Annotated in this window: 21 protein-coding genes and 2 pseudogenes; 8 read left to right on the top strand and 15 right to left on the bottom strand. The window is 73.0% G+C overall.

What is annotated here, in order from left to right; translation table 11 throughout:
• Positions 1–314 precede the first annotated feature (314 nt).
• A complete protein-coding gene (locus tag E6P78_RS21130; RefSeq protein ID WP_136205190.1) occupies positions 315–1,037 on the bottom strand; it encodes a response regulator transcription factor in 723 nt (240 codons plus the stop codon).
• Positions 1,034–2,209 (bottom strand): histidine kinase, encoded by a 1,176-nt coding sequence (locus E6P78_RS21125; RefSeq protein WP_240799308.1) that lies wholly within the window; start codon positions 2,207–2,209, stop codon positions 1,034–1,036. Before E6P78_RS21125 ends, E6P78_RS21130 begins: the two co-directional genes overlap by 4 nt.
• A gap of 261 nt (positions 2,210–2,470) precedes the next feature.
• Between E6P78_RS21125 and E6P78_RS21120 the strand changes: the two genes are divergently transcribed.
• Positions 2,471–3,352: a type II CAAX endopeptidase family protein gene (locus E6P78_RS21120; RefSeq protein ID WP_240799307.1), complete on the top strand. Its 882-nt coding sequence runs from the start codon at positions 2,471–2,473 to the stop codon at positions 3,350–3,352.
• A 362-nt stretch (positions 3,353–3,714) separates the two neighbouring features.
• Here the strand turns inward: E6P78_RS21120 and E6P78_RS21115 are convergent, their stop codons facing one another.
• From E6P78_RS21115 to E6P78_RS21100, 4 genes and pseudogenes are all read right to left on the bottom strand, one after another.
• Positions 3,715–4,365 carry an HNH endonuclease family protein gene (locus tag E6P78_RS21115; protein WP_136205188.1) on the bottom strand — a complete coding sequence of 217 codons (651 nt, stop codon included), beginning with the start codon at positions 4,363–4,365 and terminating at the stop codon, positions 3,715–3,717.
• 113 nt (positions 4,366–4,478) lie between these two features.
• Positions 4,479–4,697, bottom strand: a pseudogene (locus E6P78_RS21110) (hypothetical protein); the annotation flags it as partial.
• 337 nt (positions 4,698–5,034) lie between these two features.
• On the bottom strand, positions 5,035–5,697 hold the full coding sequence (locus E6P78_RS21105; protein WP_136205186.1) for an HAD-IA family hydrolase: 663 nt from the start codon (positions 5,695–5,697) through the stop codon (positions 5,035–5,037).
• Positions 5,698–5,915: 218 nt separating this feature from the next.
• Positions 5,916–6,989: a peptidoglycan-binding domain-containing protein gene (locus E6P78_RS21100; RefSeq protein ID WP_136205185.1), complete on the bottom strand. Its 1,074-nt coding sequence runs from the start codon at positions 6,987–6,989 to the stop codon at positions 5,916–5,918.
• A gap of 138 nt (positions 6,990–7,127) precedes the next feature.
• Here E6P78_RS21100 and E6P78_RS21095 point away from each other — a divergent pair, with 138 nt between their 5' ends.
• Positions 7,128–9,191, top strand: a complete 2,064-nt coding sequence (locus E6P78_RS21095) for an MDR family MFS transporter (RefSeq protein WP_136205184.1) — start codon at positions 7,128–7,130, stop codon at positions 9,189–9,191.
• A gap of 7 nt (positions 9,192–9,198) precedes the next feature.
• Here the strand turns inward: E6P78_RS21095 and E6P78_RS21090 are convergent, their stop codons facing one another.
• A complete protein-coding gene (locus E6P78_RS21090) occupies positions 9,199–9,687 on the bottom strand; it encodes a GNAT family N-acetyltransferase (RefSeq protein WP_136205210.1) in 489 nt (162 codons plus the stop codon).
• Between the two features lie 60 nt (positions 9,688–9,747).
• Between E6P78_RS21090 and E6P78_RS21085 the strand changes: the two genes are divergently transcribed.
• On the top strand, positions 9,748–10,839 hold the full coding sequence (locus tag E6P78_RS21085; protein ID WP_136205183.1) for a serpin family protein: 1,092 nt from the start codon (positions 9,748–9,750) through the stop codon (positions 10,837–10,839).
• Between the two features lie 90 nt (positions 10,840–10,929).
• On the opposite strand, the pseudogene E6P78_RS21080 reads toward E6P78_RS21085, so the two are convergent.
• Positions 10,930–11,092 (bottom strand): annotated as a pseudogene (locus tag E6P78_RS21080) (DUF2330 domain-containing protein); the annotation flags it as partial.
• A 357-nt stretch (positions 11,093–11,449) separates the two neighbouring features.
• On the opposite strand from E6P78_RS21080, the gene E6P78_RS21075 reads away from it, so the two are divergent.
• The gene (locus tag E6P78_RS21075) at positions 11,450–13,474 is read left to right on the top strand and encodes a bifunctional glycosyltransferase 87/phosphatase PAP2 family protein (RefSeq protein ID WP_136205182.1); all 2,025 of its coding nucleotides are present in this window, start codon (positions 11,450–11,452) and stop codon (positions 13,472–13,474) included.
• A gap of 265 nt (positions 13,475–13,739) precedes the next feature.
• Here E6P78_RS21075 and E6P78_RS21070 read toward each other — a convergent pair whose 3' ends face one another.
• Positions 13,740–14,990 carry a cytochrome P450 gene (locus tag E6P78_RS21070; protein WP_136205209.1) on the bottom strand — a complete coding sequence of 417 codons (1,251 nt, stop codon included), beginning with the start codon at positions 14,988–14,990 and terminating at the stop codon, positions 13,740–13,742.
• Between the two features lie 332 nt (positions 14,991–15,322).
• On the opposite strand from E6P78_RS21070, the gene E6P78_RS21065 reads away from it, so the two are divergent.
• Positions 15,323–16,501, top strand: a complete 1,179-nt coding sequence (locus E6P78_RS21065; protein ID WP_136205181.1) for a steroid 3-ketoacyl-CoA thiolase — start codon at positions 15,323–15,325, stop codon at positions 16,499–16,501.
• A gap of 173 nt (positions 16,502–16,674) precedes the next feature.
• Here E6P78_RS21065 and E6P78_RS21060 read toward each other — a convergent pair whose 3' ends face one another.
• From E6P78_RS21060 to E6P78_RS21035, 6 genes are all read right to left on the bottom strand, one after another.
• Complete coding sequence (locus E6P78_RS21060) at positions 16,675–17,115, bottom strand: transglycosylase SLT domain-containing protein (protein ID WP_136205180.1); 441 nt, start codon at positions 17,113–17,115, stop codon at positions 16,675–16,677.
• 304 nt (positions 17,116–17,419) lie between these two features.
• Positions 17,420–18,247: an ECF transporter S component gene (locus tag E6P78_RS21055; RefSeq protein WP_136205179.1), complete on the bottom strand. Its 828-nt coding sequence runs from the start codon at positions 18,245–18,247 to the stop codon at positions 17,420–17,422.
• The gene (locus E6P78_RS21050; protein ID WP_136205178.1) at positions 18,244–19,962 is read right to left on the bottom strand and encodes an ABC transporter ATP-binding protein; all 1,719 of its coding nucleotides are present in this window, start codon (positions 19,960–19,962) and stop codon (positions 18,244–18,246) included. The genes E6P78_RS21055 and E6P78_RS21050 overlap by 4 nt, the downstream gene beginning before the upstream one ends.
• Complete coding sequence (locus E6P78_RS21045; protein WP_136205177.1) at positions 19,959–21,119, bottom strand: energy-coupling factor transporter transmembrane protein EcfT; 1,161 nt, start codon at positions 21,117–21,119, stop codon at positions 19,959–19,961. The genes E6P78_RS21050 and E6P78_RS21045 overlap by 4 nt, the downstream gene beginning before the upstream one ends.
• Positions 21,116–21,799: an SCO2322 family protein gene (locus E6P78_RS21040; RefSeq protein ID WP_136205176.1), complete on the bottom strand. Its 684-nt coding sequence runs from the start codon at positions 21,797–21,799 to the stop codon at positions 21,116–21,118. The genes E6P78_RS21045 and E6P78_RS21040 overlap by 4 nt, the downstream gene beginning before the upstream one ends.
• Positions 21,796–23,052, bottom strand: coding sequence for a prenyltransferase/squalene oxidase repeat-containing protein (locus E6P78_RS21035; protein WP_136205175.1), 1,257 nt, complete (start codon positions 23,050–23,052; stop codon positions 21,796–21,798). Before E6P78_RS21035 ends, E6P78_RS21040 begins: the two co-directional genes overlap by 4 nt.
• 398 nt (positions 23,053–23,450) lie before the next feature.
• Between E6P78_RS21035 and E6P78_RS21030 the strand changes: the two genes are divergently transcribed.
• Genes E6P78_RS21030 through E6P78_RS21020 form a run of 3 tightly spaced genes read left to right on the top strand, consistent with a single transcriptional unit; the run spans position 23,451 to position 25,759 of the window.
• Positions 23,451–24,545 (top strand): hypothetical protein, encoded by a 1,095-nt coding sequence (locus tag E6P78_RS21030; protein WP_240799306.1) that lies wholly within the window; start codon positions 23,451–23,453, stop codon positions 24,543–24,545.
• A gap of 38 nt (positions 24,546–24,583) precedes the next feature.
• Entirely contained in the window at positions 24,584–25,240 is a 657-nt protein-coding gene (locus E6P78_RS21025) for a helix-turn-helix domain-containing protein (protein WP_136205174.1), read from the top strand.
• A gap of 48 nt (positions 25,241–25,288) precedes the next feature.
• Positions 25,289–25,759 carry a DUF3291 domain-containing protein gene (locus tag E6P78_RS21020; protein ID WP_136205173.1) on the top strand — a complete coding sequence of 157 codons (471 nt, stop codon included), beginning with the start codon at positions 25,289–25,291 and terminating at the stop codon, positions 25,757–25,759.
• The last annotated feature ends 28 nt before the right edge of the window (positions 25,760–25,787 follow it).

Genomic DNA, 25,787 nt, shown 5'->3' with positions numbered 1-25,787 from the left:
CGCCGGCGTACTGCTGGAGCCCCGGCGGAGTTCCGGCCCTTCCGGGCGCTGTTGAGCGGTGACCGGGCGGTCCCCCGGCGGCCGGTTCGCGCGGGCGCTTGTCATGGACAGCCACAGAAGGCCGAAAACACGTCGGTGGCCCCATCGGCCGGCCCGTCCTGCGGGCGCCGGCCGATGGGGCCACCGGACGAGGTTCAGCAGCCGCTGAGCGCGGACTGCGGGGCCGACTTCTCGGCCGAGCCGACGGTCGGCTTGCGGGAGTTGCGGCTACCGAACTCTCGGCCGAGCCAATGGTCGGCTTGCGGGAGTTGCGGCTATCCGGGCCTGGCCGACATGGTGGGCTGATCCGGGTCGAATCGCGCCCCCGGGTCGGCCACCCCCGTTTCGAAGGCCAGCACGACCGCCTGGGTGCGGTTGCCGACGCCCAGCTTGGCCAGCACGTTGCCCACATGGGTCTTCACCGTCTCCAGGCTCACCACCAGCCGGGCGGCGATCTCCTGGTTGGACAGCCCCCGTGCCATGAGCCGCAGCGTCTCGGTCTCGCGGCCGGTGAGCGCGGCGATCGGTGAGGCGTCCCGTCGTACGGGCCGGCCGACGGCCATCCGGCGGACCGCTTCGGGGAACAGCACGGAGTCACCGGCCGTCACCAGCCGGATGGCGTGCGCGATCTGCTGTGCGGGGGCCCGTTTACGGATGAACCCGCTGGCGCCCGCCCGCAGGGCGTCCCAGACGTGCTCGTCGTACTCGAACGTGGTGATCACCACGACCTTCGGCGGGTCGGGCAGCGCCCGCAGTCGCCGGGTGGCCTCGATCCCGTCCACCCGCGGCATGCGCACATCCATCAGCACCACATCCGGCCGCAGTCGGGTCACCGCGGCAACCACCTCGGCGCCGTCGGTGGCCTCGCCCACCACGTCCAGGTCGGGCTTGGCCGACAGCAATGTCCGCAGGCCGGTCCGCGTCAACTCGTCGTCGTCCACGATGAGGACGGTCACGGACGGGTCTGCGTCCGGGCCCGGTGCGTTGGAGGCGTTCATGACACCGACCGTAGCGGTATCCGGACCATGAGCCGCCAGCGTGCTTCCTCCGCGTCGCCGCCGTCGGTGTCCACGACCCCGGCGTGCGTCTCCCCCCGAAGCAGCCGCACCCGGTCCTCGATCCCCCGCACACCATGGCCCCCGGGCCGCTGTCGGCCGGGTGTCCCCGCACCGACCGGGTTGGTCAGCTCCACCTCCAGCCACCCGTCCCGCACCGTCGTCCGCAGCCGGATTCCGGCCTTCCCGCCGTGTCGCAGGGCATTGGTCAGCCCCTCCTGGACGACCCGGTACGCCTCCCGCGACACCGTGGCCGGCACCCGGGCCAGGTCGCCTCGGACCTCCACCGCCAGCTCCGCGCCCGTTCCGCGGACCCCCTCCACCAGCGGGCCCAGGTCCGCGAGGGTCGACCGGGGCGAGGTGGACGGCCGTTCCTCCCGCAGCATTTCGAGAACATGGTCGAGATCGTCCATGGCGGCCCGCGAGGTCTCCTCGATGCTGTTCAGGGCGCGTCTGGCCCCGGCCGGGTCGGTGGACATCAGCTCCGCCGCCACGGCCGCCTGGATCGTGGACGCCGTCAAGGTGTGGCCTATCGAGTCGTGCAACTCCTGAGCCAGCCGGTTCCGTTGCGCCAGCAGGTTCATCTGCGCCTCGGCGGCGGCCAGCCGCTCGCCGGGCCGGTGGCCGAGGAACACCGGCGCGAGCGGCCGGAGTACGGCCGCGCCGCCGAGAGTGACCGCGACCGCCAGCGCCAGACACCCCACGGCCGGCAGCAACGCCCATGCTCCCCGCCATCCCTCCCCGATTCGCAGGGACAGCCCGAACACGGCCATGCGCTCCTCACCGCCCAGCCAGACCGAGGGAAACGCAACGACTCCGAACGCGGCCGAGCACGAGATCGCCGTCACCACCCCGCCGAGCGCCATGTGCGGCACCAGCCACACCGACGTGCGCAGCCGGTTGACCCAGTGCCGCCCCATCGTGTCCACCGGCGCGGGCAGAGCGGCCCCCAGCAGCCCGTTGGCCAGCCGCACGCTCGCGCGCCTGGCCGTCAGAGGAGCGCCCATGGCCACGGTCACCACGGCGAACGCGAGCACGAAGCCCAGCACACGGAGCCCCGCCGGCCACCTCGGCGGTGCGAACAGCACCGCCACCGTCAGCGGCGGAAGGCTCATGGCCGCGCCCAGGGCCGCGTAAACCCAGTCCCGGAAGATAGACCCGCGCGAAGGCGGGCGAATTGATTTGCGCACGGTCGGACCGTACCTCCGCGCCTCGCCCGGTCGCCTCCCCCGAAAGAGCCAGAACGCATCCCTGCAACGAGGGAAAAGTAATTCACTCATGGTGGGGATACGCATCCTGTTGCCGGATGCAAGGGTTGGGAACCGTAATCCCCACGTGGGCACCGCAGTTGCAGAAGTCGAAAGGCGAACACGTTTGTGCTCTCCAACAACTCGAAACCTGTCGCCCGTAAAGGCGTGACGGCCTTCCTCATCATCTCCTTCGCCGGGACGTGGCTGTGGCTGTTGTTCGCGCGAGCGGTCCTGGGCCTGTCCCCGTTGAACCCACTCCTGCAACTCCCCAGCTTCTGTATGCCCGGCATTGCCGCGGTGGCCGTCCGCCGCTGGATCACAAAGGAGGGGTTCGCCGACGCCGGACTAAAACTCCGCCTCAAGGGTGCCTGGCGCTATTACGTCACAGCCTTGCTGGGGCCGCCGCTCATCGTGGCGGCCACCCTCGCTCTTGCCGCGGCGACAGGCCTCTGGGACCCGGACATGTCCGGCCCGGGAGGGATACCCGGAACGAAAGAACTGGCCTCCGTTTTCGGCCTCATGGTTGTGGCCCTGATCCTCAGCCCTCTCTACGCGGGCGAGGAATTCGGCTGGACCAGCTATCTCAGGCCGCGCCTTTTCGGCGGCCGCACGGTGCCGTCCGTCATCGCCACGGGTCTCATCTGGGCGGTGTGGCACTTTCCACTGGCCTTCATCGGCTACGTCGAATTCACGAACGTGGTGATCGGCCTGGCGGTATGGACACTTTCATTCCAGCTCCAGGAAATCATGCTCATGTGGCTGTACCAGCGCAGCGGCAGCGTCTGGGTCGCGAGCCTGGCCCACGCGGGGAACAACATGGTCCTCTTCCTGATCCTCGGTGAAGTGCTGGACGAAACGGACGGCTTGGGAGCAGCCACCCCCATGCTGCTCGCCCTCGTCCCCATGGCCGCCATCTGCCTGTGCATCGTCGGCGGCCGAAAGCTGACACGTGAACGCCGGATCATTCCGGACCCGATGCCCGCGGGGCACGGCGGCGGAACGGACTGAGGGCAATCGCGGACGCGCGCCACCGGTACTCGCCACCGCCGAGCTCGCCGAGCCGCGGGGCCTGGCGCCCGAGGACCGACGGAGTGTGACGAGACATCTCGATCGGACATGTCTCGTGCGCGGCTGTCTCGCGTTCCCGGACCCGGCCGGCGAGGAGGGGGCACCGGTCGGGTCCGGGGGTGATGAGCAGCCGCAGTGGTCCGGGCGGCTTGGGCGGTCTCGTCTGCTTACCGGATGCGGTAGCCGTGGCTCCTCCTCGGCCGCTCAGTGACTTCTCTCGCCGCCGTGCCAGGGGTAAGCCCGGTCGCGGTGGGCTCGGAGGGTGCGGAGGGCTCGGAGGGTCGAGCCTGGGCCGGTCGGGCTCAGCAGGTGGCCAGCATGTCCTTCAGGGCGGCCTTCTCCTCCGTGGTGACCGTCAGCTTGTAGTGGTGCTTCACTTCGATCCAGTCCGTCGAGTACTGGCACCAGTACGACTTCAGTGGCGGACGCCACTTGTCCGGTGCCTTGTCGCTCTTCGACTGGTTCACGTTGTCCGTAACCGCGAACAGTTGGGGGTTCGTCAGGTCGTTGGCGAACGCCTGACGTTCCGCGTTCGTCCATTTCTTCGCTCCGCTGACCCAGGAATTTCCGAGCGGCACCATGTGGTCGATGTCGACATCGGACGGGTCCGTCCACGTCGCACCGTCGTACGGACTCTTCCAGGTGCCGCTGGTCGGGTAGCAGTCGCTGCCCGTCTTGACGTCCTTGCCGTCGCGTTTGAGGACGGCTTCCCGCGTGTTGCAGCTGTCGCCCTGATCGATCCAGTGGGGGTACTTGTCGCGGCTGTAACCGTCCATCGATCCGCGAGCCGCCACGGTCAGTTCGTCCAGTTGCTCACCCGGACCGGCGGCCGCCTCCACCGCTGAAATGGAGTCCGCGGGCGGCTGCTTGTCGTCGGTGGAGCTGGTGGCCGAACTGCTGCATGCGACCAGCGCCGAGAGGGCGACGGCGGCCGTGGGAAGTACACGCTTCATTTCTTGTCTTCCTCCGAATGGTCGTTCAGGGGAGTCGCGCGCCGCCATGTCACCGGTATGTCGGTGACGGAGCTGTCGGCGGACAGGCCCGACTACGCCGTCGCAGGTGCAGACAGCACGTGGTCGATGTCCAGATCGGATGCGGCGGTCCAGGTGGCGCTGTCGTACTCCGAGTGCCGACTGCCGCTGACCGCGGCGCGGCTGGAGTCCTGCGGCTTGCCCCTGCCGTAACCGCTGGGCGGGCCCTCGGCGTTGACGTTCGGCCGGCTCAGATGCGTGCGGGCGGCGGATACGGCGAGTACGGCTGTGCGACGCGCGTAGACACCTGGCATGCGAACTCCCTTGATGTGGGGGGATGGTGGACGGGCTGTCCGGGGCGGCCCGGCCATCGTGAGGGCGCCCGGTTTCCGTGGGGTGGGCGCCAGGTAACAGCGTGGCGGCATGGGCACGTCACATCAAGGGGTCCGGAGGTGAGGCCGGTCGTACGGGGGGCGTGCGCAGCCGTGTGCGCGGGCGCAGAGAGCCGAGAGGGCGCCAGTTCCGGGGCGCGGTAAGGGTTCCGGCCTGCGCGGGAGCACATGCGTACGGCCCCCACCCGGTGCGGGTGGGGGCCGTACGGCCGTTCGTGGTGCGGGTGTGCGGTGGGGCGTCAGCCGCCCCGGCGGGTGGTTACCGCGCGTCGATGTGCAGGGTGATCGCGCCGTCGGCCGCCGCTTCCACCCGGAGGTGGGTCAGGTCCTCGACGTGTGCGTCGGGGGAGAGGGCCGACGCGCGCGGGCCGACGCCGACGACGCGCATGCCGGCCGCCCGGCCCGCCGCGATGCCCGCCTCGGAGTCCTCGAAGACGATGCAGTCCGCCGGTGCGAAGCCGAGTCCGGCCGCGCCCTTGAGGAAGCCCTCCGGGTCCGGCTTGCTGGCGCCGACGCCCTCGGCGGTGACGCGGAAGTCGGGCATCCGCAGTCCGGCCGCGGTCATCCGGGCCGTCGCCAGCTTCAGGTCGGCCGAGGTGACCAGGGCGTGCGGGAGGGCGGCGATGGCGTCCATGAAGGCGGGGGCGCCGCCGATCGGGACCACGCCGTCGGTGTCGGCGGTCTCCTCGGCGAGCATCACCCGGTTGTCCGCGTAGTTCTGCTCCATCGGGCGCTCGGGCAGCAGGACCGCCATCGTGGCGTACCCCTGGCGGCCGTGGACCACCTTCAGCGCCTCCTCCGGGTCCAGGCCGTGCCGCAGCGCCCAGCGCCGCCAGCAGCGTTCCACGACGGCGTCGGAGTTCACCAGGGTGCCGTCCATGTCGAGCAGGAGGGCGCGGGCGGTGAGGGCGGTGGCCGGCATGGGCGGGCTCCAGAACGGGGAAGCGAACGCCGCCGGGGAGAGCGGCGCGGGAAGAGATCAAGCGGCCCCCGCCCGCCGGTCAGGGTGTGCGCGCGGAGGCCACTTTGTTCCTCCACGATACAAAAACCGGCCCATGAAAGCGAATCACCCCGGCGCCCGGAGTGTGCAGGTCCGGATGTCGGGAGCATTCGCGCAGGTCAGCGCGTGGTCGACATGGGTCAGCGGCGACCACGCCCTGTCGTGACCGCCTCAAGCCTGCGCCGGGTGCTCGGGCCGTAGACCCCTTCCGGGTCGCCCGTGATGTTCCACCAGGTCTGGAGATCGCGTACGGCCTGCTCCACCCGGTCCGAGTAGTCGGAGTCGACCGCGGCGTTGTACACCCAGACCTCCCGGAGGCGGTTCTGCAGCTCGGCCACCTCCGGGCCGTGGTCGCCGCGCCGCAGCGTCGAGGAGTCGCCCGGCGACTCGGGGGGCGGGGCCACGCCCTGCGGCGGACCGCTGCTCTCCGCCGTGGCCACCGGGGACGAGGGGGCGCCCGCGCCCGACGCCGATGCGGAGGCCGTGGCGGAGGGGGGCGTGGAGGCGGTCGCCGAGGGGGACGCGGACACCGAGGCGGAGGCGGACGCGGAAGCGGAGGGGGAGAACGAGCGGGACGGCGTGGCGGAGGCGGAGGACGTCGTGGACGGCGAGGGCTCGGGGCTCTCCTCGGGGAGGCTGGTCACCGTCGAGGGCAGGGCCTGGTCGAGGTCGACCTCCCCCTTGTCGTCCCCGTTGAACAGCCCGCCGATGAAGGCCGCCGTGCCGACCACCGTGACCACGGCCGCCCCCGCGACCAGGGCGGCGAACGGCTTGCGGCGGCGCGGCGACACGGGGTCCCGGCCGGTGAGGAGGAGCGCGGTGGGCGAGGCGTCGGCCGGGTCCTTCGCGTCCGGCACGGGGCCCGCCGGGTTCAGGAGGAGCGGCATCGTGGTGGCGGCGTCGCCCTCGGGTCCGGGTCCGGGCCCGGGTTCGTAGCCCTGCGGGCCGTGCGGGCCGTCCGGTGCGGGAGGCGTGGGCGCCGCCGCGGTGTCGTCGCCCAGGGTCACGTACGGGCGGATGCGCAGCGGGTCGAAGTCCTCCGCCGCAGCCATCTCCGCCGACCGGCCGGCGTGGTGCGCCTCGGTGATGCGCTGCTGTTCGGCGGCCCGCTCCCGGTCGGTGGCGTACCGCGGCGCGCGGTTCGCGCAGGCGCAGCCCGGACCGGTGCCCGATCTGCTGTCCGTACCGCACTCCGGGCATATATGTCCGGCCATGGTCGGTCCCCTCCCCTTGAACTGGTTGCGATTATGCAGCCCGCCGCTGAGAAGCCCAATCATGTGGCCCCTCGGCAGGCCATAACGGGACAGAGCAGACAGGATGGGGGTGTAGCGGATCATCCGAGGAGATGTTTCATGGCCCAGCAGCTGAGCCCGACGGCCCAGGCCCCCGGCGGGGGCCGCTCCACACGGTCGGTCCTGGTGGCGATCGGCGCACTGCTTCTCGGCATGCTGCTCGCCGCGCTCGACCAGACCATCGTCTCCACCGCGCTGCCCACCATCGTCAGCGACCTCGGCGGGCTCGAACACCTGTCGTGGGTGGTGACGGCCTATCTGCTGGCCTCCACCGCCGCGACCCCGCTCTGGGGCAAGCTCGGCGACCAGTACGGGCGCAAAAGGCTGTTCCAGATCGCGATCGTCATCTTCCTGATCGGTTCCGCGCTCTGCGGCGTCGCCCAGAACATGCCGCAGCTGATCGGCTTCCGCGCCCTCCAGGGGCTCGGTGGTGGCGGTCTGATGGTGTTGTCCATGGCGATCGTCGGTGACATCGTCCCGCCGCGCGAACGTGGCAAGTACCAGGGCCTCTTCGGTGCCGTGTTCGGCGCGACGAGCGTCCTCGGCCCGCTGCTCGGCGGCTTCTTCACCCAGCACCTCAGCTGGCGCTGGGTCTTCTACATCAACCTCCCCATCGGGGTCGTCGCCCTCGTCGTGATCGCCGCCGTGCTGCACATCCCGGTCCGCCGGACGAAGCACACCATCGACTACCTGGGCACCTTCCTCATCGCCTCGGTCGCCACCTGCCTGGTCCTCGTCGCCTCACTCGGCGGCACCACCTGGCCCTGGGGCTCGGGGCAGCTCATCGGCCTCGCGGTGCTGGCGGTGCTGCTCCTGCTCGCCTTCGTGTACGTGGAGCGGCGCGCCGTCGAACCCGTCCTGCCGCTGAAGCTGTTCCGGATCAGGACCTTCACCCTCGTCGCGGTGATCAGCTTCGTCATCGGCTTCGCGATGTTCGGCGCGATGACCTATCTGCCGACCTTCCTCCAGGTGGTCCACGGCATCACCCCGACGATGTCCGGTGTCCACATGCTGCCCATGGTGTTCGGGCTGCTCATCACCTCGACGGCGTCCGGGCAGATCGTCAGCCGGACCGGCCGCTGGAAGGTGTTCCCGATCGCCGGCACCGGCATCACCGCCATCGGCCTGCTGCTCCTGCACCGGCTCACGGTGTCCAGCGGCACCTGGGAGATGAGCGCCTACTTCTTCGTCTTCGGCGCCGGGCTCGGCCTGGTGATGCAGGTCCTCATCCTGGTCGTGCAGAACGCCGTCTCCTACCAGGACCTCGGCGTGGCGACCTCGGGGGCGACGTTCTTCCGGTCCATCGGCGCCTCGTTCGGCGTAGCGATCTTCGGCACCATCTTCACCAACCGGCTCACCTCCGAACTCGGCGCGGCGCTCGCCGGCCGGTCGCTGCCGCCCGGTGCCGACGCGAAGGGCCTGGCCGCCGACCCGCGCGCCATCGGCCAGCTGCCGCCCGCCGTACGGGGGCCCGTGCTCCAGGCGTACTCGACGTCGATCACCGACGTGTTCCTGTACGCGGCGCCCGTCGTCGTGGTCGCCTTCCTCTTCGCCTGGTTCCTCAAGGAGGACAAGCTGCGCGGTTCGGTGACGGCGCCCGATACCAGCGAGACCCTGGCGCCGAACCCGGTCGAGCGGTCCTCGTACGACGAGTGCGCGCGGGCCCTGTCCGTCCTGGCCACCCGGGAGGGGCGGCGCGAGGTCTACGTCAAGATCACCGAGAAGGCGGGCTTCGACCTGCTTCCGGCCGCCGGCTGGCTACTGCTGCGCATCAAACGGCACGGCACCGTCGAGCCCGCCCGGCTCGCCGAGGTGGCCCCCGTACCGCTGCAGGTGATCAACGAGGCGGCCCGGCAGCTGGAAGGGCGCGGCCTCGTCCGGCGGGTCGGGGTGCAGATGGTGCTGACCGAGCCGGGCGCGGAAGCCGTGGTGAAGCTCGCGCAGGCCCGCGAGGACTCGCTGGCCGAGCTGCTGGGCGACTGGTGGGGGCCGGACCGGCCGACCGACCTGGTCGCGCTGGTCTCCGAGCTGACGGCGGAGACGAGCGGTTCGAGCAAGGAGCGCCCGCACAGCCCGGAGCCGAAGCGCGACCACGCGGCCCGCCACCCGCGCCGGGCGGAGTGACGGGGCGTTACGCCGCCCCCAGCTCCTTCGCGAACCAGCGCTCGGCGTACGGGGAGCGGTGGTGGAAGGCCGGGACCTCGCGGTAGCCGTGCTTCGCGTACAGGCCGCGCGCCTCGACCAGGTCGTGACGGGTGTCCAGGCGCAGCAGGCTCAGGCCCAGGGCCCGCGCCCGGGACTCGACCGCCGCGAGCAGCAGCCCGCCGCCGCCCGTGCCCCGGAGCTCCGGGCGTACGAACACCCGGGTCAGCTCCGCGACCTCCGCTTCCACGAGGACCAGCCCCGCGCAGGCGGCCGCCCGGCCCCCGAAGCGGCCGACGACGAAGTCACCGGTCGGGGCCGTGAGCAGCTCGGCGCCGTCGTCGGTGAGCCCGTCCTCGATCTCCTCGGCCGTCGCCGGACGCCCCCAGTAGCGGCCGGCCACCTCGGCGTAGTAGTCCCGCCGCAGCCGGGCGGCGTCCGCGGAGTCGAAGGGTTCGGGCGTCACGGTCCAGGTCATTGGGCCATTCTGGCTACCGCACACGTGTGTGAACCAAGCGATTTTTGAGGGGGCGGCGCGGTGGCGCAGGAGAACGGGGCCGGGGCGGTCCAGCGGCTGGGCGAGCGGTGGATACGGGAGCTGGCGCGGCCGGGCGGCGGGAGCTTCGTCTGCTCGCCCGCCGGGCTGTGGCTGGCCCTGGCGGCGCTCGCGGCGGGGGCGCGCAAGGAGACCGCCGACGAGCTGCGGGCCGTACTCGGGGTGGCCGAGTGGGAGGCGGCCCGGGCCGCGACGGCCGCGGCGCGCGAGCTGGCGGCCACGGACGGGCTGGGGGTGGCGACGCGGGTGTGGACCCGGACGCCCGTGTACCGGGAGTGCCGGGAGGCGCTGCCGGACATCGGCTTCGGCCCCGTGGACCCCGACGGGATCGACGCGTGGGTGCGGGAGGCGACCGGCGGGCTCATCGAGCGGCTGCCGCTGGCCGTCGACGACGACATGCTGCTGGTGCTCGTCAACGTCCTGGCGCTCACGGCGTGCTGGGAGGAGCCGTTCGACCCCGCGGAGACCCGGGAGCGGCCGTTCACCGACGCGGCCGGGGTCGGCCGCGACGTACCGACCATGCACGGGACGCCCGCGCCGTGGGACGTCTGGATGGTCCGGGGCGCGTTCGTGGTCGAGCTGCGCTGCCGTACGGGTCGGGACGGGCGGACCCCGGCCCGGGTCCGGCTGGTGCTGGGGAGGCCCGGCGAGGGGGCGGCGGACGTGCTGCCCGCGGCCTGGGCCCCGGCGGCGGCGCGGGTCTCGCTGGACGCGGACGCCGTGACCGTCGCGGTTCCGCGCCTCACCCTTCGTACGCGCATCCTGGCCACCGCCCACTTGCAGGCGCTTGGGATTCGCCTCTCCACGACCCCCGCCGCCGACTTCTCCGGGCTCTCGCCGACCCCGCTCATGCTCTCCCAGGTGGTGCAGGAGGCCGTGGTGAAGGTGGCGGAGGAGGGCGTGGAGGCCGCGGCCGTGACGGTGCTGCCCGCCCCGGCCGGGGCGGCGCCCGCACCGCCCCGCCGCGTCCTGCACCTCGCCTTCGACCGCCCCTTCGGCATCGTCGTCCTGGACGGCGGCGGAGAGGTCCCGCTCTTCACGGCCTGGCAGGCGGACATCCCGGCCGAGGAGTGAGGACGGGCGGGGGAGCCCGCCCCCGGGCCTCGGCCCCGGGCCCCCGGGCCCGGGCCCCCGGGCCCGGGCCCCCGCCTCCGCGCTCACCGCATCCACCTGGTCCGCGTACGCGACCTCCGGGGGCCGCCCCGCCGATCGCGCCGCGCGGTTCCATGCGGTGGTCCGCCAGCACGTACGGGCCCAGCGACTGCGGGGCGGCGGCGAGCCCGGACAGGCGCATCGGGTAGACCGGCCGGTCACTGGCGAACATCAGGGCCGGTGAGAGCGCACGCGCCGCCCCTCCGCGCCCACTACTCCCCGCCCCGCGTTCTCCCCCCGCGCGCCGCATGCCCCGTTCCTCCCGTCGTCGCTGGTCACGGGCTCAGACGAGAGCGGGCCCCGCCGGCCCGTACGGGACGGCAGGGCGGGCAGGCTTTCGGGCAAAGCAGGATGACAGTCAGGCGAAGAGCGGGTTGATTGGGTCTACCTCATAGCGCAATGCGAAGGTTTCACACATGCCGGACAACTGGCCGGCGACAGTTCTTGGGAGGGTCGGCGCAGGGTGGCGAACGCGGAGCACAGTGGGAGCGGAAGCACGACGGCGGGAGCGAGGACCGGAACGGCACGGGCGGTGCTCTGGCTGGTCGTCGCCGCGCTGGCCGTCCGGCAGATGGCGGTGGTGCTGCGGCAGCCGCCGGGCGAACGGCTCACCGATCTGGAGACCTGGATCGGTGACAACGGTGTGCTCCATGTGACCGGCTCGCTCTACGACACCGACCGGTTCACCGGCACCCCCTTCGCCGGACTGGTCCTGAAGCCACTGACCCGCACCGCCGAGCAGAGCCTCGGCGTGGCCTGGACCTTCGGCTCGCTGCTCCTCGTCGCGGCCCTCGGCGTCGTCGCGGCCCGCGCCCTGCCGGGGCCCGTCGGGCGGCGCACGGCCCTGTTCGCCGCGCCCGTCGCGATCAGCCTGCTCATGCTCTCGCTGCCGGTGCGCAACGCCCTCCACCTCGGCCAGGTCAGCATCCTGCCCGTCCTCCTGGTCCTCGTCGGCCTCTTCGTCGTCCGGGGAGAACGCAAGGCCGGCGTCCTCATCGGGGTGGCCGCCGCTCTCCAGCCGACCGTGCTGCTGTTCGCCGCGCTGCTCTGGCTGACCGGCAGACGCCGGGCGGCCCTGACCGGCGGCGCCGCGTTCGCCGCCTGCACGGCCCTGGCCTGGGTCGCGATGCCGCACGACTCGTGGACGTACTGGGTGCACCACGTCGCCGGGTCCGGCCTCGGCGACCAGGCGGACAGCCTCGCCAACCAGTCCCTGCACGGCGCGCTGCTGCGCCTCGGCCTGGAGGGGCCGCCGGAGATCGTGCTCTTCCTGGTGCTGGCCGCCGCCGTCTGCTTCGTGGGCCTGCGCCGCGCCGTGCGGTACGCGCGCGACGGGCAGCTGCTGCTCGCGGTGGCCGTGACCGGCTGCGTGGCCGTCGCCGTGTCGCCGACCGCCTGGCAGCACCAGCTGCTGTGGGTGCTGTTCGCCGTGGTCGGCCGGGCCGGCCGACGGGCGTCGGACCGGCTGGTGTGGCCGGCCGTCGTGGTCCTCGTGACCACGTTGCCGGGCACGATGCTGCTGCCGAACGTCGGGGCGGTGTTCCCGGTACGCGACAACGTGCTGCTGATCGCCGCGCTCGGGGCCGCCTGCGCCGCCCCGTTCCTGCCGCGCACCTCCCCGTACTGGCAGCGGCCCGTGCCCACCGACTACGCGGTGCCGGTTCCGGCGCGCTGGAGCCGGGTGCCGCTGCTGCCGCTGTGGCGGCGGGTGCTCAGCCGGCCCAACCTGCTGCTGGAACTCCTGCTGATCCGGGTCGTCTACTCGGCGTACGCGCACGTCAGGCTGGCCGCGACGGCGGGGCGGGCCACCGCCGAGCGGCACGGCCGGCAGATCCACTCGATCGAGCAGTGGCTGCACATCGACGTCGAGCACCGGGTCAACCACGCGGTCGCCGGTGTCGGCCGGCTGCGGGACTTCTTCGACTACTACTACTCGACGTTCCACTTCATCGTGCCGCTGGCGATCCTCGCCGTGCTCTACGTACGCCGCCCCGCCGACTACCGCTGGGCGCGCAGCACCCTCGGCTTCGCCACGCTCCTGGCCCTGGTCGGCTTCTGGCTCTACCCGCTGGCCCCGCCGAGGCTGATGCCCGGGCTCGGGTTCATCGACACGGTGCACGGGGTCCAGGACTTCGCCAAGCCGGACTACGGGGCGCTGACGGCGATGACCAACCAGTACGCGGCGATGCCGTCGCTGCACTTCGGCTGGTCCCTGTGGTGCGGGGTGGTCATCGTGATGCTCGCCCCGAAGGTGTGGATGAAGGTGCTCGGGGTGCTGCATCCGCTGTTCACGGTCTCCGCGATCGTCGCGACCGCCAATCACTGGGTGCTGGACGCGGTGGGCGGGGCGACGGTCGTCGCGCTCGGCTTCCTCATCGCGTACGTGCTCGCCGGGCCGCGCAGGCTGCGGGCGTCGGAGAAGGAGCCGGAGGCGGGGGCGCCGGAAGAACCGGGGGCGGACGGCGGGGCGTTGCGGGGGAAGGCGGCCCGGGTGCCCGGCCCGGCACCGGCTCCCGCCGCCGAGGCGGACGGCGAGGCGGTGGCGGGCAAACCGTAGCCGTCGGCGTACGGACACGACCGAAGGGGTGCGGAGACGTGAAAACGTCTCCGCACCCCTTCGGCCTGTGGATCGTCGCCCCTCCAGCATCCGTCCGCCGCACCCGCCCCGCCACCCGAACGGCTCACGGCCCCAGCGCCCGGGTGGCCACGGAAGGCGTGACCGCCGACACCAGGGTGGACACCACGATCGCCCGCCGCGATTCTCGAACCTCTGTCCGATATGTGCACGGGGGTGGGAGGGTCATGGGGGGATCATGGCGTCCTCAGCCGGCCGACGTGGTCACCTGGAGCTGCTTGATGCCGTTGAGCCAGGCCGAGCGGAGCCGTCGCGGCTCGCCGGCCGGCCGCAGGCCGGGGAGCACGTCCGCGATCGCGTTGAAGATCAGGTCGATCTCCATCACGGCCAGGGACTTGCCCAGGCAGAAGTGCGGGCCGCCGCCGCCGAAGCCGAGGTGCGGGTTGGGGTCGCGGGTGATGTCGAAGTCCTCCGGCCGCTCGAAGACCTCGGGGTCGTTGTTGGCCGAGGAGTAGAACAGGCCGACCCGGTCGCCCTTCCTGATCCGCTGCCCGCCCAGCTCGGTGTCCTGGGTCGCGGTCCGCTGGAAGGAGACCACCGGGGTCGCCCAGCGGACGATCTCCTCGGCGGTCGTCCCCGGCCGCTCGCGCTTGTAGAGCTCCCACTGCTCGGGGTGGGTGAGGAAGGCGTGCATGCCGTGGCTGATCGCGTTGCGCGTGGTCTCGTTGCCGGCCACCGCGAGCAGGATCACGAAGAAGCCGAACTCGTCGGAGGAGAGGTTGCCCTCGCCCTCGGCGGCGACGAGCTGCGAGACGATGTCCTTGGCCGGGCACTCCTTGCGCGCCGCCGCCAGGTTCATCGAGTACGAGACGATCTCCATGGCCGCCTCGGTGCCGACCTCCTCGGTGATCGCGTACTCCGGATCGTCGTACGCGGCCATCTTGTTCGACCAGTCGAAGATCTTGGCCCGGTCCTCCTGCGGTACGCCGATCAGCTCCGCGATGGCCTGGAGCGGCAGTTCGACGGCGATGTTGGTGACGAAGTCGAACGAGCCGTCCTCGCCGGCCGCGGCGAGCGCCGTCTCCACGATCGAGCGCGCCCGGGTCCGCAGCGCCTGCTCCAGGGAGCGCACGGCGCGGGGGGTGAAGCCGCGCTGGACGATCTGGCGGACCCGGGTGTGCTCGGGCGGGTCCATGTTCAGCATGATCAGCTTCTGGACGTCGATCTGGTCCCGGCTGATCGACTCGTTGAAGCGGATGACCGCGGTGTTGAGGTGCGAGGAGAACAACTCCGGGTGCGTCGATACGTACTTGACGTCCGCGTGCCGGGTGACGGCCCAGTAGCCGTCGTCCTGGAAGCCGGAGATGCCGGTGGGCTGGCTGCACCACCAGACCGGCGCGGTCTCCCGCATCCGGGCGAACTCCGGGTGCGGCACCCGGGATTGGAGCAGGTCGGGGTCGGTGAAGTCGAACCCTTCGGGCAGATGGGGGCAGGGCATCGGCAGCTCCAGGTCGAAGACTCCGGGTCGGTCCGAGAGCCGCCGCACGGCATCTGACGACACCACAGCTGACGACCCATCAGAAGATGCCCGAAAGGTAGTAACGAGTTCTACAACTCACAAGGGGCACGCCCCGATCTGTTGCGCGCCGCGCCTGTGCCAATGGCCGATTCCTGTCGGTTGTGGGGCATCTTGTGCGGCCGCCGTGGGTGCACGACCCTTGCGTACCGGGGGTAAGCCTCATAAGACTGCTTGCAGAACTAGAACGTGTACTAGTTCCTTCCGCGGGGCGCCGGGACGCCTCTGCGGGAGCGCGAGGAGAGGACGAGCTCATGGCCGCGGAACCCGTCATCGTCGAAGCCGTACGCACTCCCATCGGCAAGCGTGGAGGCGCGCTCGCCAATCTGCACCCCGCCTACCTGCTGGGCGAGACCTACCGTGAACTTCTCGGCCGGACCGGCATCCACGCCGACTGCGTCGAACAGATCGTCGGCGGCACCGTCACCCACGCCGGCGAGCAGTCCATGAACCCCGCACGCAACGCCTGGCTCACCGTCGGACTTCCCTACGAGACGGCCGCGACCACCGTCGACTGCCAGTGCGGTTCCTCGCAGCAGGCCTCGCACATGGTGGCCAACATGATCGCGGCCGGTGTGATCGACGTCGGCATCAGCTGCGGCGTCGAGGCCATGTCGCGGGTGCCGCTGGGCAGCGGCTCCAAGCACGGACCCGGCAAGCCCTGGCCCGACGAGTGGAACGTCGACCTGCCCAACCAGTTCGAGGCCGCCGAACGCATCGCCCGCAGGCGCGGCCTCACCCGCGAACGCGTCGACGCGCTCGGCCTGCGCTCCCAGCGACAGGCGGCCGCCGCCTGGGCCGAGGAGCGGTTCAAACGGGAGACGTACGCCGTCCAAGTGCCGACCACCGAGGAGGAACAGGCCGCGGGGCAGGGCATGTGGCGGCTCGTCGACCACGACGAGGGGCTGCGCGACACCACGATGGAGGGGCTCGCCGGCCTCAAACCGGTGATGCCCACCGCCGTGCACACCGCCGGCAACTCCTCCCAGATATCGGACGGCGCCTGCGCGATCATGTGGTCCTCCAAGCGGATGGCCCGCGCCCTCGGGCTCAGGCCGCGGGCCCGGATCGTGGCCCAGGCGCTCGTCGGCTCCGACCCGCACTTCCACCTCGACGGACCCGTCGACGCCACCCGCGCGGTGCTCGGCAAGGCGGGGATGTCGCTCAAGGACATCGACCTGGTGGAGATCAACGAGGCGTTCGCGTCCGTGGTGCTGAGCTGGGCCCAGGTCTTCGAGGACGACCTCGACGGCCTCGCGAAGGTCAACGTCAACGGCGGCGCCATCGCGCTGGGCCACCCGGTCGGCGCCACCGGGGCCCGGCTGATCACCACCGCCCTGCACGAACTGGAGCGCTCCGACAAGGAGTTCGCCCTGATCACCATGTGCGCGGGCGGCGCGCTGGCCACCGGCACGATCATCCAGCGGCTCTAGTCCCCCGACCAGGGATGAGCCCCCGGCCGTAGGCGGCATCCGCGTGCGCCCCCGGCCGGGGGCGCACGCGGATGCCGGCGCGAACCGGCCACGGGGGGCGCGCTCCGGGTACGCCGAAGCCCCGGCCGCGGCGCGGTCGGGGCTTCGGTGCTCACTGGCTGACGGGAGTCGGCTCAGTACCAGCTGTTGGCCTGCCAGAAGGACCAGGCGGCACAGGGGCTGCCGTAGCGGGAGTTCATGTAGTCCATGCCCCACTTGATCTGGGTGCCGGGGTTGGTCTTCCAGTCGGAACCGGCGGACGCCATCTTCGAGCCGGGCAGCGCCTGGACCAGGCCGTAGGCACCGGAGGAGGCGTTGGTCGCGCTCGGGTTCCAGCCGCTCTCGTGGCTGACGATGTTGCTGAAGCACTGGAACTGGGCGTCGTCACCGATCATCTGCTTCGCCGTGGCCTGGGCACTCGCGGTGGCGGACGTCGGCGCGGCGGACGGGGCCGCCATGGCCGGGGAGACACCCAGGCCCAGGCCGGTGGCGCCCAGCAGTACGGCGGCGCCGGCGACGACGGTCTTGCGACGGGCGGTGCGGGGCTGGGCGAGGAGGTTACGGGCGAACGACACAGGGAACCTAACGGTCGGGTACGGGGGAGTCGCGGGCTCGGTCCGAATCCTGCGTGGACCGGCGCTCGTTGACCGCGATCCGTGCGATGGACCCTGCGGTGCTCGGCGACGGGTTCCAGTCTTAGCGGCGCCGATCAGCCGTGGCAACGACCCCCGATACGACCCCGCCTCGCACCCAGGGCCGAAGGTCCCGAACCGTCCCAAAACGCGTCATAGCAGGTCGGAGGGGTTGGAGCGGGGGGCCGCGGGCCGCCCGTGCGGCTCCTATTCCGCTTCGTAGGGGACCAAAGACCTGTGGGTGCCCTCACTCCCCACGGGCGTCGAATGTGACCTGGGCCTCGAAGGCGGCCCGCCTGGTGGCCCTCCGCAGCGCCTTCAGCAGCGGCGCCCCGACCGTCAGCGTCAGCACGACGGTGAGCACGGCCCGGCCCAGGTCCCAGCCGAGCGACGTCGTCGCGCAGTACACGAGGAACCGCACCAGGTTCTCGCCCAGCGGGTCGCCGGGGTGGAAGGAGATGCCGGAGGCGAGGCCCGGCACGATCGTCCACCCGTACAGGTTCATGACCGTCCCGTACGCGAACGACGCCACCGCCCCGTACGCCGCGAGCATCAGCAGCTCGCCGCGCCCGCGCAGCCGGTCCGGGCCCGGCAGCAGGCCCGCGCCCATCGCGAACCAGCTCATCGACAGCATCTGGAACGGCATCCACGGCCCCACCCCGCCGGTCAGCAGCGCGGAGGCGAACATCGTCACGGAACCGAGCACGAAGCCGAAGCCCGGCCCGAGCACCCGGCCGCTCAGCACCATCAGGAAGAACATCGGCTCCAGCCCCGCCGTACCCGCCCCCAGCGGGCGCAGCGCGGCCCCGACCGCCGCCAGCACCCCGAGCATCGCCACCGCCTTCGCGTCGAGCCCGGCGTCCGCGATCATCGCGACCACCACCCCGACCAGCAGCGGCAGCAGCGCGGCGAACAGCCACGGCGCGTCCTGCGCGTGCGCGAGCCCCGAGTCCGGGCCCGCCAGCAGCGGCCAGCCGAAGGCGGCCACCCCGATCGCGCTGATCAGCACCAGCGCGGCGATCGCACGCGGGCCGAGCCGGACCGGACCGCCGCCGCGCCCCGTCGTGCCGCTCACACGCCACCCCCGAGCGCCGCGCGCACCTGGGAGACGGTGAGCCATTCCTGCGGGGCGAGGATCTTCGCGGTCTGCGGGGCGAAGGCGGGCGAGGACACCACGACCTCGGCGGTCGGCCCGTCCGCGACGACCTCCCCGTCGGCGAGGATCACCACCCGGTGGGCCAGCTCGGCGGCCAGCTCCACGTCATGGGTGGCCAGCACGACGGCGTGCCCCTCGGCGGCCAGCGCGCGCAGCACCCGGACGAGCCGGGCCTTCGCCGCGTAGTCCAGCCCCCGGGTCGGCTCGTCCAGGAGCAGCAGCGGGGGCCGGGCGGTGAGCACGAGGGCGAGCGCCAGCGCGAGGCGCTGCCCCTCGGACAGATCGCGGGGGTGGGTGTCGTCCGCCACCCCGGGTAGCAGCTCGGAGACCAGCGCCCGGCAGCTGCCCGGCTCGGCCTCCGCGTCGGCGTCGGCCGTCGCGCACTCGGCGGCGACCGTGTCCGCGTACAGCAGATCGCGCGGCTCCTGCGGTACGAGGCCGACCCGGCGCACCATCTCGCGCGGCGGGGTGCGGTGCGGGGTCCGGCCGCCGGTCAGGACGGTGCCGGAGGTGGGCTCGACCATGCCGACGAGGGCGCCGAGCAGGGTCGACTTGCCGGCGCCGTTGCGCCCCATCAGCGCCACGGTCTCGCCGGCGCCGACGGTCAGCGACACCCGGCGCAGCGCCTCGATCCGGCCGCGCCGCACCCCCAGCCGCTCGACCCGGGCGGCCGCGTCGGCGACGGGCTCCGGGGCCGGGGCCTCCTGCGGGGCGCGGCCGAACAGCCGGGCGAGGACGCCCCGGCGCGGCGTGCGAAGAGGGGGCGGCGGCGGGAGAAGCTTCTGGTTCTCGCCACCGCCGACCGGGCCGGGAGTCGTGTCCGCCAGCCTTTCGCGCAGCCCGGACGCCCGCCGCCGGGCGTCCCGGACCGAGAGCGGCAACGGCTCCCAGCCCGCCAGCCGCCCGAGCGCCACGACCGGCGGGTGCACCGGGGAGACCGCCATGACGTCGGCGGGCGCCCCCATCACCGGGGCGGCGCCCGGCGACGGCAGCAGGACGACCTGGTCCGCGTACTGCACCACGCGCTCCAGCCGGTGTTCCGCCATCAGGACCGTCGTACCCAGGTCGTGGACGAGCCGCTGGAGCACGGCCAGGACCTCCTCGGCCGCCGCCGGGTCCAGCGCGGACGTCGGCTCGTCCAGCACCAGGACCCGGGGGTGCGGGGTGAGGACCGAGCCGATCGCGACCCGCTGCTGCTGGCCGCCGGACAGGGTGGCGATCGGGCGGTCGCGCAGCCCGGCCAGGCCCAGCAGGTCAAGGGTCTCCTCGACCCGCCGCCGCATCACGTCCGGGGCCAGCCCCAGCGACTCCATGCCGTAGGCGAGCTCGTCCTCGACCGTGTCCGTCACGAAGTGCGACAGCGGGTCCTGGCCCACCGTGCCCACCAGATCGGCCAGCTCCCGGGGCTTGTGCGTCCGCGTGTCGCGCCCGTCCACGGTGACCCGCCCGGTCAGCCGGCCGCCCGTGAAGTGCGGTACGAGCCCCGAGACGGCACCCAGCAGCGTCGACTTGCCGACCCCGGACGGCCCGACGAGCAGCACCAGCTCGCCTTCCGGGACCGTCAGATCGACCCCCGACAGGGTGGGGCGCTCCACACCCTCGTACCGCACCGAAACATCGTCGAACCGGATCACACCTGCTCCTCGAAGCCTGTGGGGGAAGGCGGGACGGGCGCGACCAGTGCCGGCAGCAGCCCGAGCAGCACGGCGGCGGCCGGCCAGAGCGGCAGCACGGGAGCGGTGAGCGGTACGACCCCGGGGTGCAGCGCCGCAGGATCGGCGCTCCCGGCCCGGATCATCGCCGCCGCGACCACCGCGCCCGACCCCGCGACCAGCCAGGCCCGCGCCCCCCACCGGTCGGGCCGGTAGCGGGTGCGCACCGAACGCGCCCCGCCGAGCCGCAGCCCCGCCAGCGCGGCGGCCACCCCGGCGACCAGCAGCGGGAGCCCGTATCCCGCGCCCTCGGCCGCCAGCAGCCCGTACGTACCGGCGCACACGCCGAGCAGCCCGCCGAGCGTGAGGACGTTCGTGGTGTGCCGGACGGCGGCCGGAACCCGGGCGGTCCGCCCGTAGCCGCGCGCGTCCATCGACGCCGCCACGGCGACCGACCGCTCCAGCGCGCCCTCCAGGACGGGAAGGCCGATCTGGAGCACGGCCCGCACCCCGCCGGTCGGCCGGCCGCGCAGCCGCCGGGCGGTGCGCAGCCGCAGCACGTCGGCCACCATGTTCGGCGCGAACGTCATCGCGACGACGACGGCGACGCCGGCCTCGTACAGCGCGCCGGGCAGCGACTTCAGGAGCCGGGCCGGGTTGGCGAGGGAGTTCGCCGCGCCGACGCAGATCAGCAGGGCCGCCAGCTTCGCCCCGTCGTACAGCGCGAACAGCAGCTGCTCGGCGGTGACCCGGCCGCCGATCCGGACGCCCTTCGCCCAGTCGGGCAGCGGCACCTCCGGCAGCGTGCACACGACGTGCGTGCCCGGGATCGGGGAGCCGAGGAAGGCGGAGAAGAGCAGCCGCACCGCGATGACGAACAGCCCGATCCGGATGAACATCCCGTACGACCGGGCCCACGGCGCGTCGGTGCGGCGCGCGGCCACCACGTACCCCGCGACCCCGACCAGCAGGCCGAGCAGCAGCGGGTTGGTGGTCCGGGAGGCGGCGGTGGCGAGGCCGATCGCCCACAGCCACCAGGCCCCGGCGGGCAGTGCGTTGCTGCGGGTGGCGGCGGGGGCGCGCCAGGCGGGGAGCCGGTCCGTCGCGGGGTCCGTGCGGCCGGCCGTCGAGCCGGTCATCCGCGGCGGCGGCGGCGGGCCTGCGCGACTGCGGCGATGCCGAGGAGCAGGACGGCGCCGATCCCGACGAGGACCCCGGCGGACGGGCCGCCGCCGTTGCCGGAGGAGGAGCCGGCGGCGGACGCCGAGGTGGGCGCCCGGCTGCCGCCGCTGTCCGAGCCGCCGTCCCCGTTGCCGGAGACCTGCTCGCCGCAGCCGGCGGCCGGGTAGCCGGAGATCGCGCAGAGCATCGCACTCGTGTCGTAGCGCAGCGGCTTGGCCACCGCCGCCAGCGCCTCCGCGCTGCTCGCGTCCTTCGGGACGCGGGCGCAGGCGGTGCGCGGCGCGGGCGGGGTCTCCCCGTTCGGCGCGTCGGCCGCGACACCCGGGTCGATCACGACCGCGACCCGCTTGCTGCCGTCCTCGGCGGGTGTGTCCGCGCAGACCTTCGCGAAGTCGGGGGAGCGGCGCGGCTTCGACGCGTCTTCGGAGTCCGCGCTCACCGCGAACCGGAAGCCCTGCACCGAGCCGTCATCGGGCCGCACGAGCGACGGCCCCTGGGTGGCGTACGTCCAGCCGCTCGCCGAGCCCTCCCAGAACGACCAGTAGCGGTAGCCCGCCGCCTGGGCCGTGCCCGCGCCGAGCACGGCCAGCACGGCGGCGACCAGCAGCAGCGCGGTGGCCCGTGCGGTGCGGCTCACAGCTGCTGGTTCTTGCGGCGGCCGCTGATCAGGAAGCCGACGCCCGCGCCGACGGCGAGGCCGATCCCGACGAACCACCAGAGGCCGCCGATGCCGTCGCCGTCGCCGCTGTCCTTCTTCTCCTCGTCCTCGGTGGCCGTCGCCTTCGGCTCCTTCACGGCGGCGGGCTCCGGACCGGTCGCGTTCAGCTGGGCGACCAGGTCGGCGCCGCCGAAGTCGTGGACGTCGGTGCCGGTGGCGTGGGCGGCCAGGATCAGCTGGGCGTAGGCGGCGGGGCCGTTCTCCTTGGCCCAGTCGGCGGAGTTCTTCTCCAGCCAGGTGACGGAGGCGGCGGCCTTGTCCTTGTGGCCGGAGGCGGACAGGGCGACGACCGCGTCGGCGGTGTTGCCGAAGTCGGGCTGCGGGTCGCTGTCCTCCGCGCCGGGCATCGGCGCCGAGTCGAGGTGGCCGCTCTTCGCGAGGGCCGTGGCGAGGTAGGAGGCGCCGTTCTGCGCGGCCTGCTCGGGTTCGAGCGCGGAGCCCTTGTGGCAGGTGGGGTCCTTGACCGCCGCGTTGTTCCCGACGACGAGCCCCTTGCCGAGCGCGCCGAGGACTCCGGCCGCGGTGGCGTCGGCGTTGGCGGCGAGCTTGCCGGCCTTGTCGGGCTGGTAGGCGAAGGCGCCGCCGTCCTTGCCGCCGCAGGGGATGGCGAAGGTGAGCAGCGCGGCGTACGGGGTCCTGCCGCCGTGCGTCGTCACGTCCCCGAGCTTCTCGCCGGCCCGCGCGAGGGCGCCGATCACGATGGACGTGGAGTTCGCGTCGCTGGGGCTGCCCGCGGTGTAGCCCCAGCCGCCGTCCTCGTTCTGGACGGACTTGAGCCAGCTGACGGCGTTCGCGACGGCGTCCTGGTGCCCGCCGACGTCGCGCAGGGCCTGGGCGGCGGCGGCCGTCGCGTTCGTGTCGACCATCGTCTTGTCGGTGCAGGGCGCGGAGGAGTCCTCGCGGTACGCGGGGAACGCGCCGCTGTCGCACTGCTGACCGGTGAGCCAGTCCACCGCCTTCGCGGCGGGCGTGACACCCACGGCGCGCTGCGCGAGGAACGCCAGCGACTGCCGCCACACCCCGTCGTACGTCGGGTCCTTCGTGCCGTAGAGACCCGAGGGCAGTGCCGCGGAGGGGGAGGGGGACGGCGCGGCGACGGCGGCCGGGGCTGCGGCCGCGCAGAGCACGGCGGCGGTGGCGGCGAGCGCAGCGGCGCTGCGGCGTACGGTCATGGCGGCGGGGGCCTCTCCTGGGGGAACCGGGCACAGGCACACACAGGCACCAGGCTCCGGCTCCGTATACCTCGACGGTGCCGGCCGCCGGGGGTTCCCGACGGCACGAGCCGGTCACGACACGGACAGGGCATTCCGACTTCCGCCGGTGGCGGCGGTTCACGGAATGGGGTCTCCCCCTGCTCGAGCGAAGTCGAGAGCTCGGGGAACGGTCAGTGCCGGATTCGCACCGGCTTCCCCCTGAACGGGCATGATGACGACTCGCACACTCTACCGGGCGGGTCCTCGGGCGGCCCTGCCCGGGCGCCGCCGCCGGGGGAGAATGCGGGCGGACGGCGAGGCGGGACGGCCGGGACGGCCGGGGCGGCCGGGGCGGCCGGGAAGGGCGGGGGGTCGGGATGGATACGACGACGAGCGGCGGACCGAGGACACCGGAGCGTTGGAGGCTGCTGCTGCCGGCGTGGATCGGCCTGCTGTGCGTGCTGGCCGGTGCGGTGCTGCTGGCGCTGGTCCCGGGCACGGTCGACGACGTGGACGCGTACGCCGCCGCGCCCGCGTGCCGGGCCGGGCAGCCCCGGTCGGCCGGGTGCACGACGGCGGTGCCGGCGACGGTGCGGGCCACGGAGAACGTGTCCACCGGCCGGGGCGTCCGCTACTGGCTGACGGCCGCGGAACGGGACGCGGCGCCGGGCGCGGACGCGGTGCACCGCATCCACATGGTCGGCACGAAACCGGTGTACTCGGCCGTGCGCCCGGGCGACGAGGTGACCCTCGTGTACTGGCGGGGCGAGATCCGTACGGTGCGGTTCGGCGCGGTCACCCAGGAGACCAAGGCGTCGCCGTCCGAGGACTGGCGCTTCCCGGTGGCCTTCGGCCTGCTCCTCGTGCCCTTCGGCCTCGTCCTGCTGCACGCCGCCTGGTGGTACCGCTACCGCTACCCGTCCGCGACGCACATGGCGCCCATGCGGTTCATGGTGTGGCCCCTGACGTTCACGCTCGTGGCGGTCACCGGGTTCACGGCCGGCCTGGTGGGCAGCGGCATCGGGAACGCGTTCACGGTCACGGCGTTCGCCGTCGTGCCGTTGTTCGCGCTGTCCGCCGTCTGCGCGTGGTGGTTGCAGCGCCGTTCGACGCGCGCGGCCGACACGAGCGACATCGTGCCGGTGGCGGTGGAGGGCGTGCGGTGCGTGAGCGCGTCCGTCCACGGCGACGTCCCGTACAGCGTGGCCGGCTTCGGCACCCTGGTCCTCGGCGACGGCCGCCCGGCGGCGACCCCGGACCCGACGGGCCGCGTCGCCCGCAGGCCGCTGCCCGGGACGCTGACCGTGCGGGGCGTACGGGGGCTGCGGCCGGGCGACCCGGAGGCCTGGTACAGCGCCTACAAGTACGACGCGGCCGTCATCGAGTGCCGCGACGGTGACCGTACGGTCCTCATCGGCGCACCGCGCGAGGAGGCCGGGCTGATACTCGGAGCGCTGGCCCGGGCGGACTGACGCCGCCTCCCACAGCCGTTGGTTTTAGACTCGCTGCCGTGAGCAGTGAGGATGCCGCCCTTGAGGCGTTGGCCGTGCTGGCGGACCCGGTGCGGCGCGGGCTGTACCGCCATGTCACCGGCACCCCGGGCGAGGTGGGCCGGGACGCGGCGGCCGAGGCGGTCGGGGTCTCGCGGTCGCTGGCCGCGTTCCACCTGGACAAGCTGGTGGAGGCCGGGCTGCTGGAGGTGAGCTTCCGGCGGCTCTCCGGGCGCAGCGGACCGGGGGCCGGGCGGCCCTCGAAGCTGTACCGGCGGGCCGAGGCCGAGCATGCCGTCTCGGTACCGCCGCGCTCCTACGACACCGCGAGCAAGCTGCTCGCCGAGGTGGTCGAACGGGCCGGGCTCGACACGGAGTTGCAGACGGCGGCGCGGGCGGCCGGGGAGGCCGACGGCGGCGCGTCCGAGGACGCGGCGGACCCGGTCGAGGCGTTGCGGGCGCGCGGCTACGAGCCGTTCTGGGACTGCGACAAGCTCCGCCTCAACAACTGCCCCTTCCACGCGCTGGCGGACCAATTCCCCGCGCTGGTCTGCGGGATGAACCTGGCCGGTATCGAGGGCCTGCTCGCCGGGCTGCCCGGGGCGGAGGGCTGGAGCGCGGCGATGGACCCCCTCCCGGACGGCTGCTGCGTCGCGATCGAGGCACCCGAAGTCTAAAAAAGAATCCGTTGACTTTAGAAGGTTCACCCGGCCATGCTTGGGCCCGTGAACGACTTCCACCTTGCCCAGGTCAACGTCGGGCGCATCCTCGCCCCGATCGACAGTCCCCAGCTGGCCGGCTTCGTCGCACAGCTCCCCGAGATCAACGCCCTCGCCGACCGAGCCCCCGGCTTCGTCTGGCGCATGGTCGACGACGGCGGAGCCGACGCGACGAGCCTCCGCCCCAAGAACGAGGACGACCTCTTCCTGATCAACTGCTCGGTCTGGGAATCGGTCGAGGCGCTGCGCGACTACACCTACCGCAGCGACCACCTCCGGGTCCTCGCCCGCCGCCGCGAGTGGTTCGAGCGGCTTTCCGACCACCACCACGCGCTGTGGTGGGTGCCGGCCGGTCACCGCCCGAGCGTCCAGGAGGCGATGGACCGCGTCGCCCTGCTCCGCGAGCGGGGCGAGAGCCCCGACGCCTTCACCTTCCGCGCCCCGCACCCGCCGCCGACGGGGGCGGCGGTGGGATGACCGGGGGAGTGCCGCCCCGGCCGCACGC

Source organism: Streptomyces sp. A0958 (assembly GCF_004795035.1).
In the GTDB taxonomy this organism is placed as follows: Bacteria; Actinomycetota; Actinomycetes; order Streptomycetales; family Streptomycetaceae; genus Streptomyces.
Note: the sequence above shows the minus strand (reverse complement) of the source record. Positions and strands in the feature narration are given on the sequence as shown.

Bases quoted from the DNA above. Each gene is read 5' to 3' on its own strand.
- E6P78_RS21130 (WP_136205190.1), bottom strand. From the start codon at position 1,037: ATGAACGCCTCCAACGCACCGGGCCCGGACGCAGACCCGTCCGTGACC.
- E6P78_RS21125 (WP_240799308.1), bottom strand. From the start codon at position 2,209: ATGAGCCTTCCGCCGCTGACGGTGGCGGTGCTGTTCGCACCGCCGAGG.
- E6P78_RS21115 (WP_136205188.1), bottom strand. From the start codon at position 4,365: ATGAAGCGTGTACTTCCCACGGCCGCCGTCGCCCTCTCGGCGCTGGTC.
- E6P78_RS21105 (WP_136205186.1), bottom strand. From the start codon at position 5,697: ATGCCGGCCACCGCCCTCACCGCCCGCGCCCTCCTGCTCGACATGGAC.
- E6P78_RS21100 (WP_136205185.1), bottom strand. From the start codon at position 6,989: ATGGCCGGACATATATGCCCGGAGTGCGGTACGGACAGCAGATCGGGC.
- E6P78_RS21095 (WP_136205184.1), top strand. From the start codon at position 7,128: ATGGCCCAGCAGCTGAGCCCGACGGCCCAGGCCCCCGGCGGGGGCCGC.
- E6P78_RS21090 (WP_136205210.1), bottom strand. From the start codon at position 9,687: ATGACCTGGACCGTGACGCCCGAACCCTTCGACTCCGCGGACGCCGCC.
- E6P78_RS21070 (WP_136205209.1), bottom strand. From the start codon at position 14,990: ATGCCCTGCCCCCATCTGCCCGAAGGGTTCGACTTCACCGACCCCGAC.
- E6P78_RS21065 (WP_136205181.1), top strand. From the start codon at position 15,323: ATGGCCGCGGAACCCGTCATCGTCGAAGCCGTACGCACTCCCATCGGC.
- E6P78_RS21045 (WP_136205177.1), bottom strand. From the start codon at position 21,119: ATGACCGGCTCGACGGCCGGCCGCACGGACCCCGCGACGGACCGGCTC.
- E6P78_RS21035 (WP_136205175.1), bottom strand. From the start codon at position 23,052: ATGACCGTACGCCGCAGCGCCGCTGCGCTCGCCGCCACCGCCGCCGTG.
- E6P78_RS21030 (WP_240799306.1), top strand. From the start codon at position 23,451: ATGGATACGACGACGAGCGGCGGACCGAGGACACCGGAGCGTTGGAGG.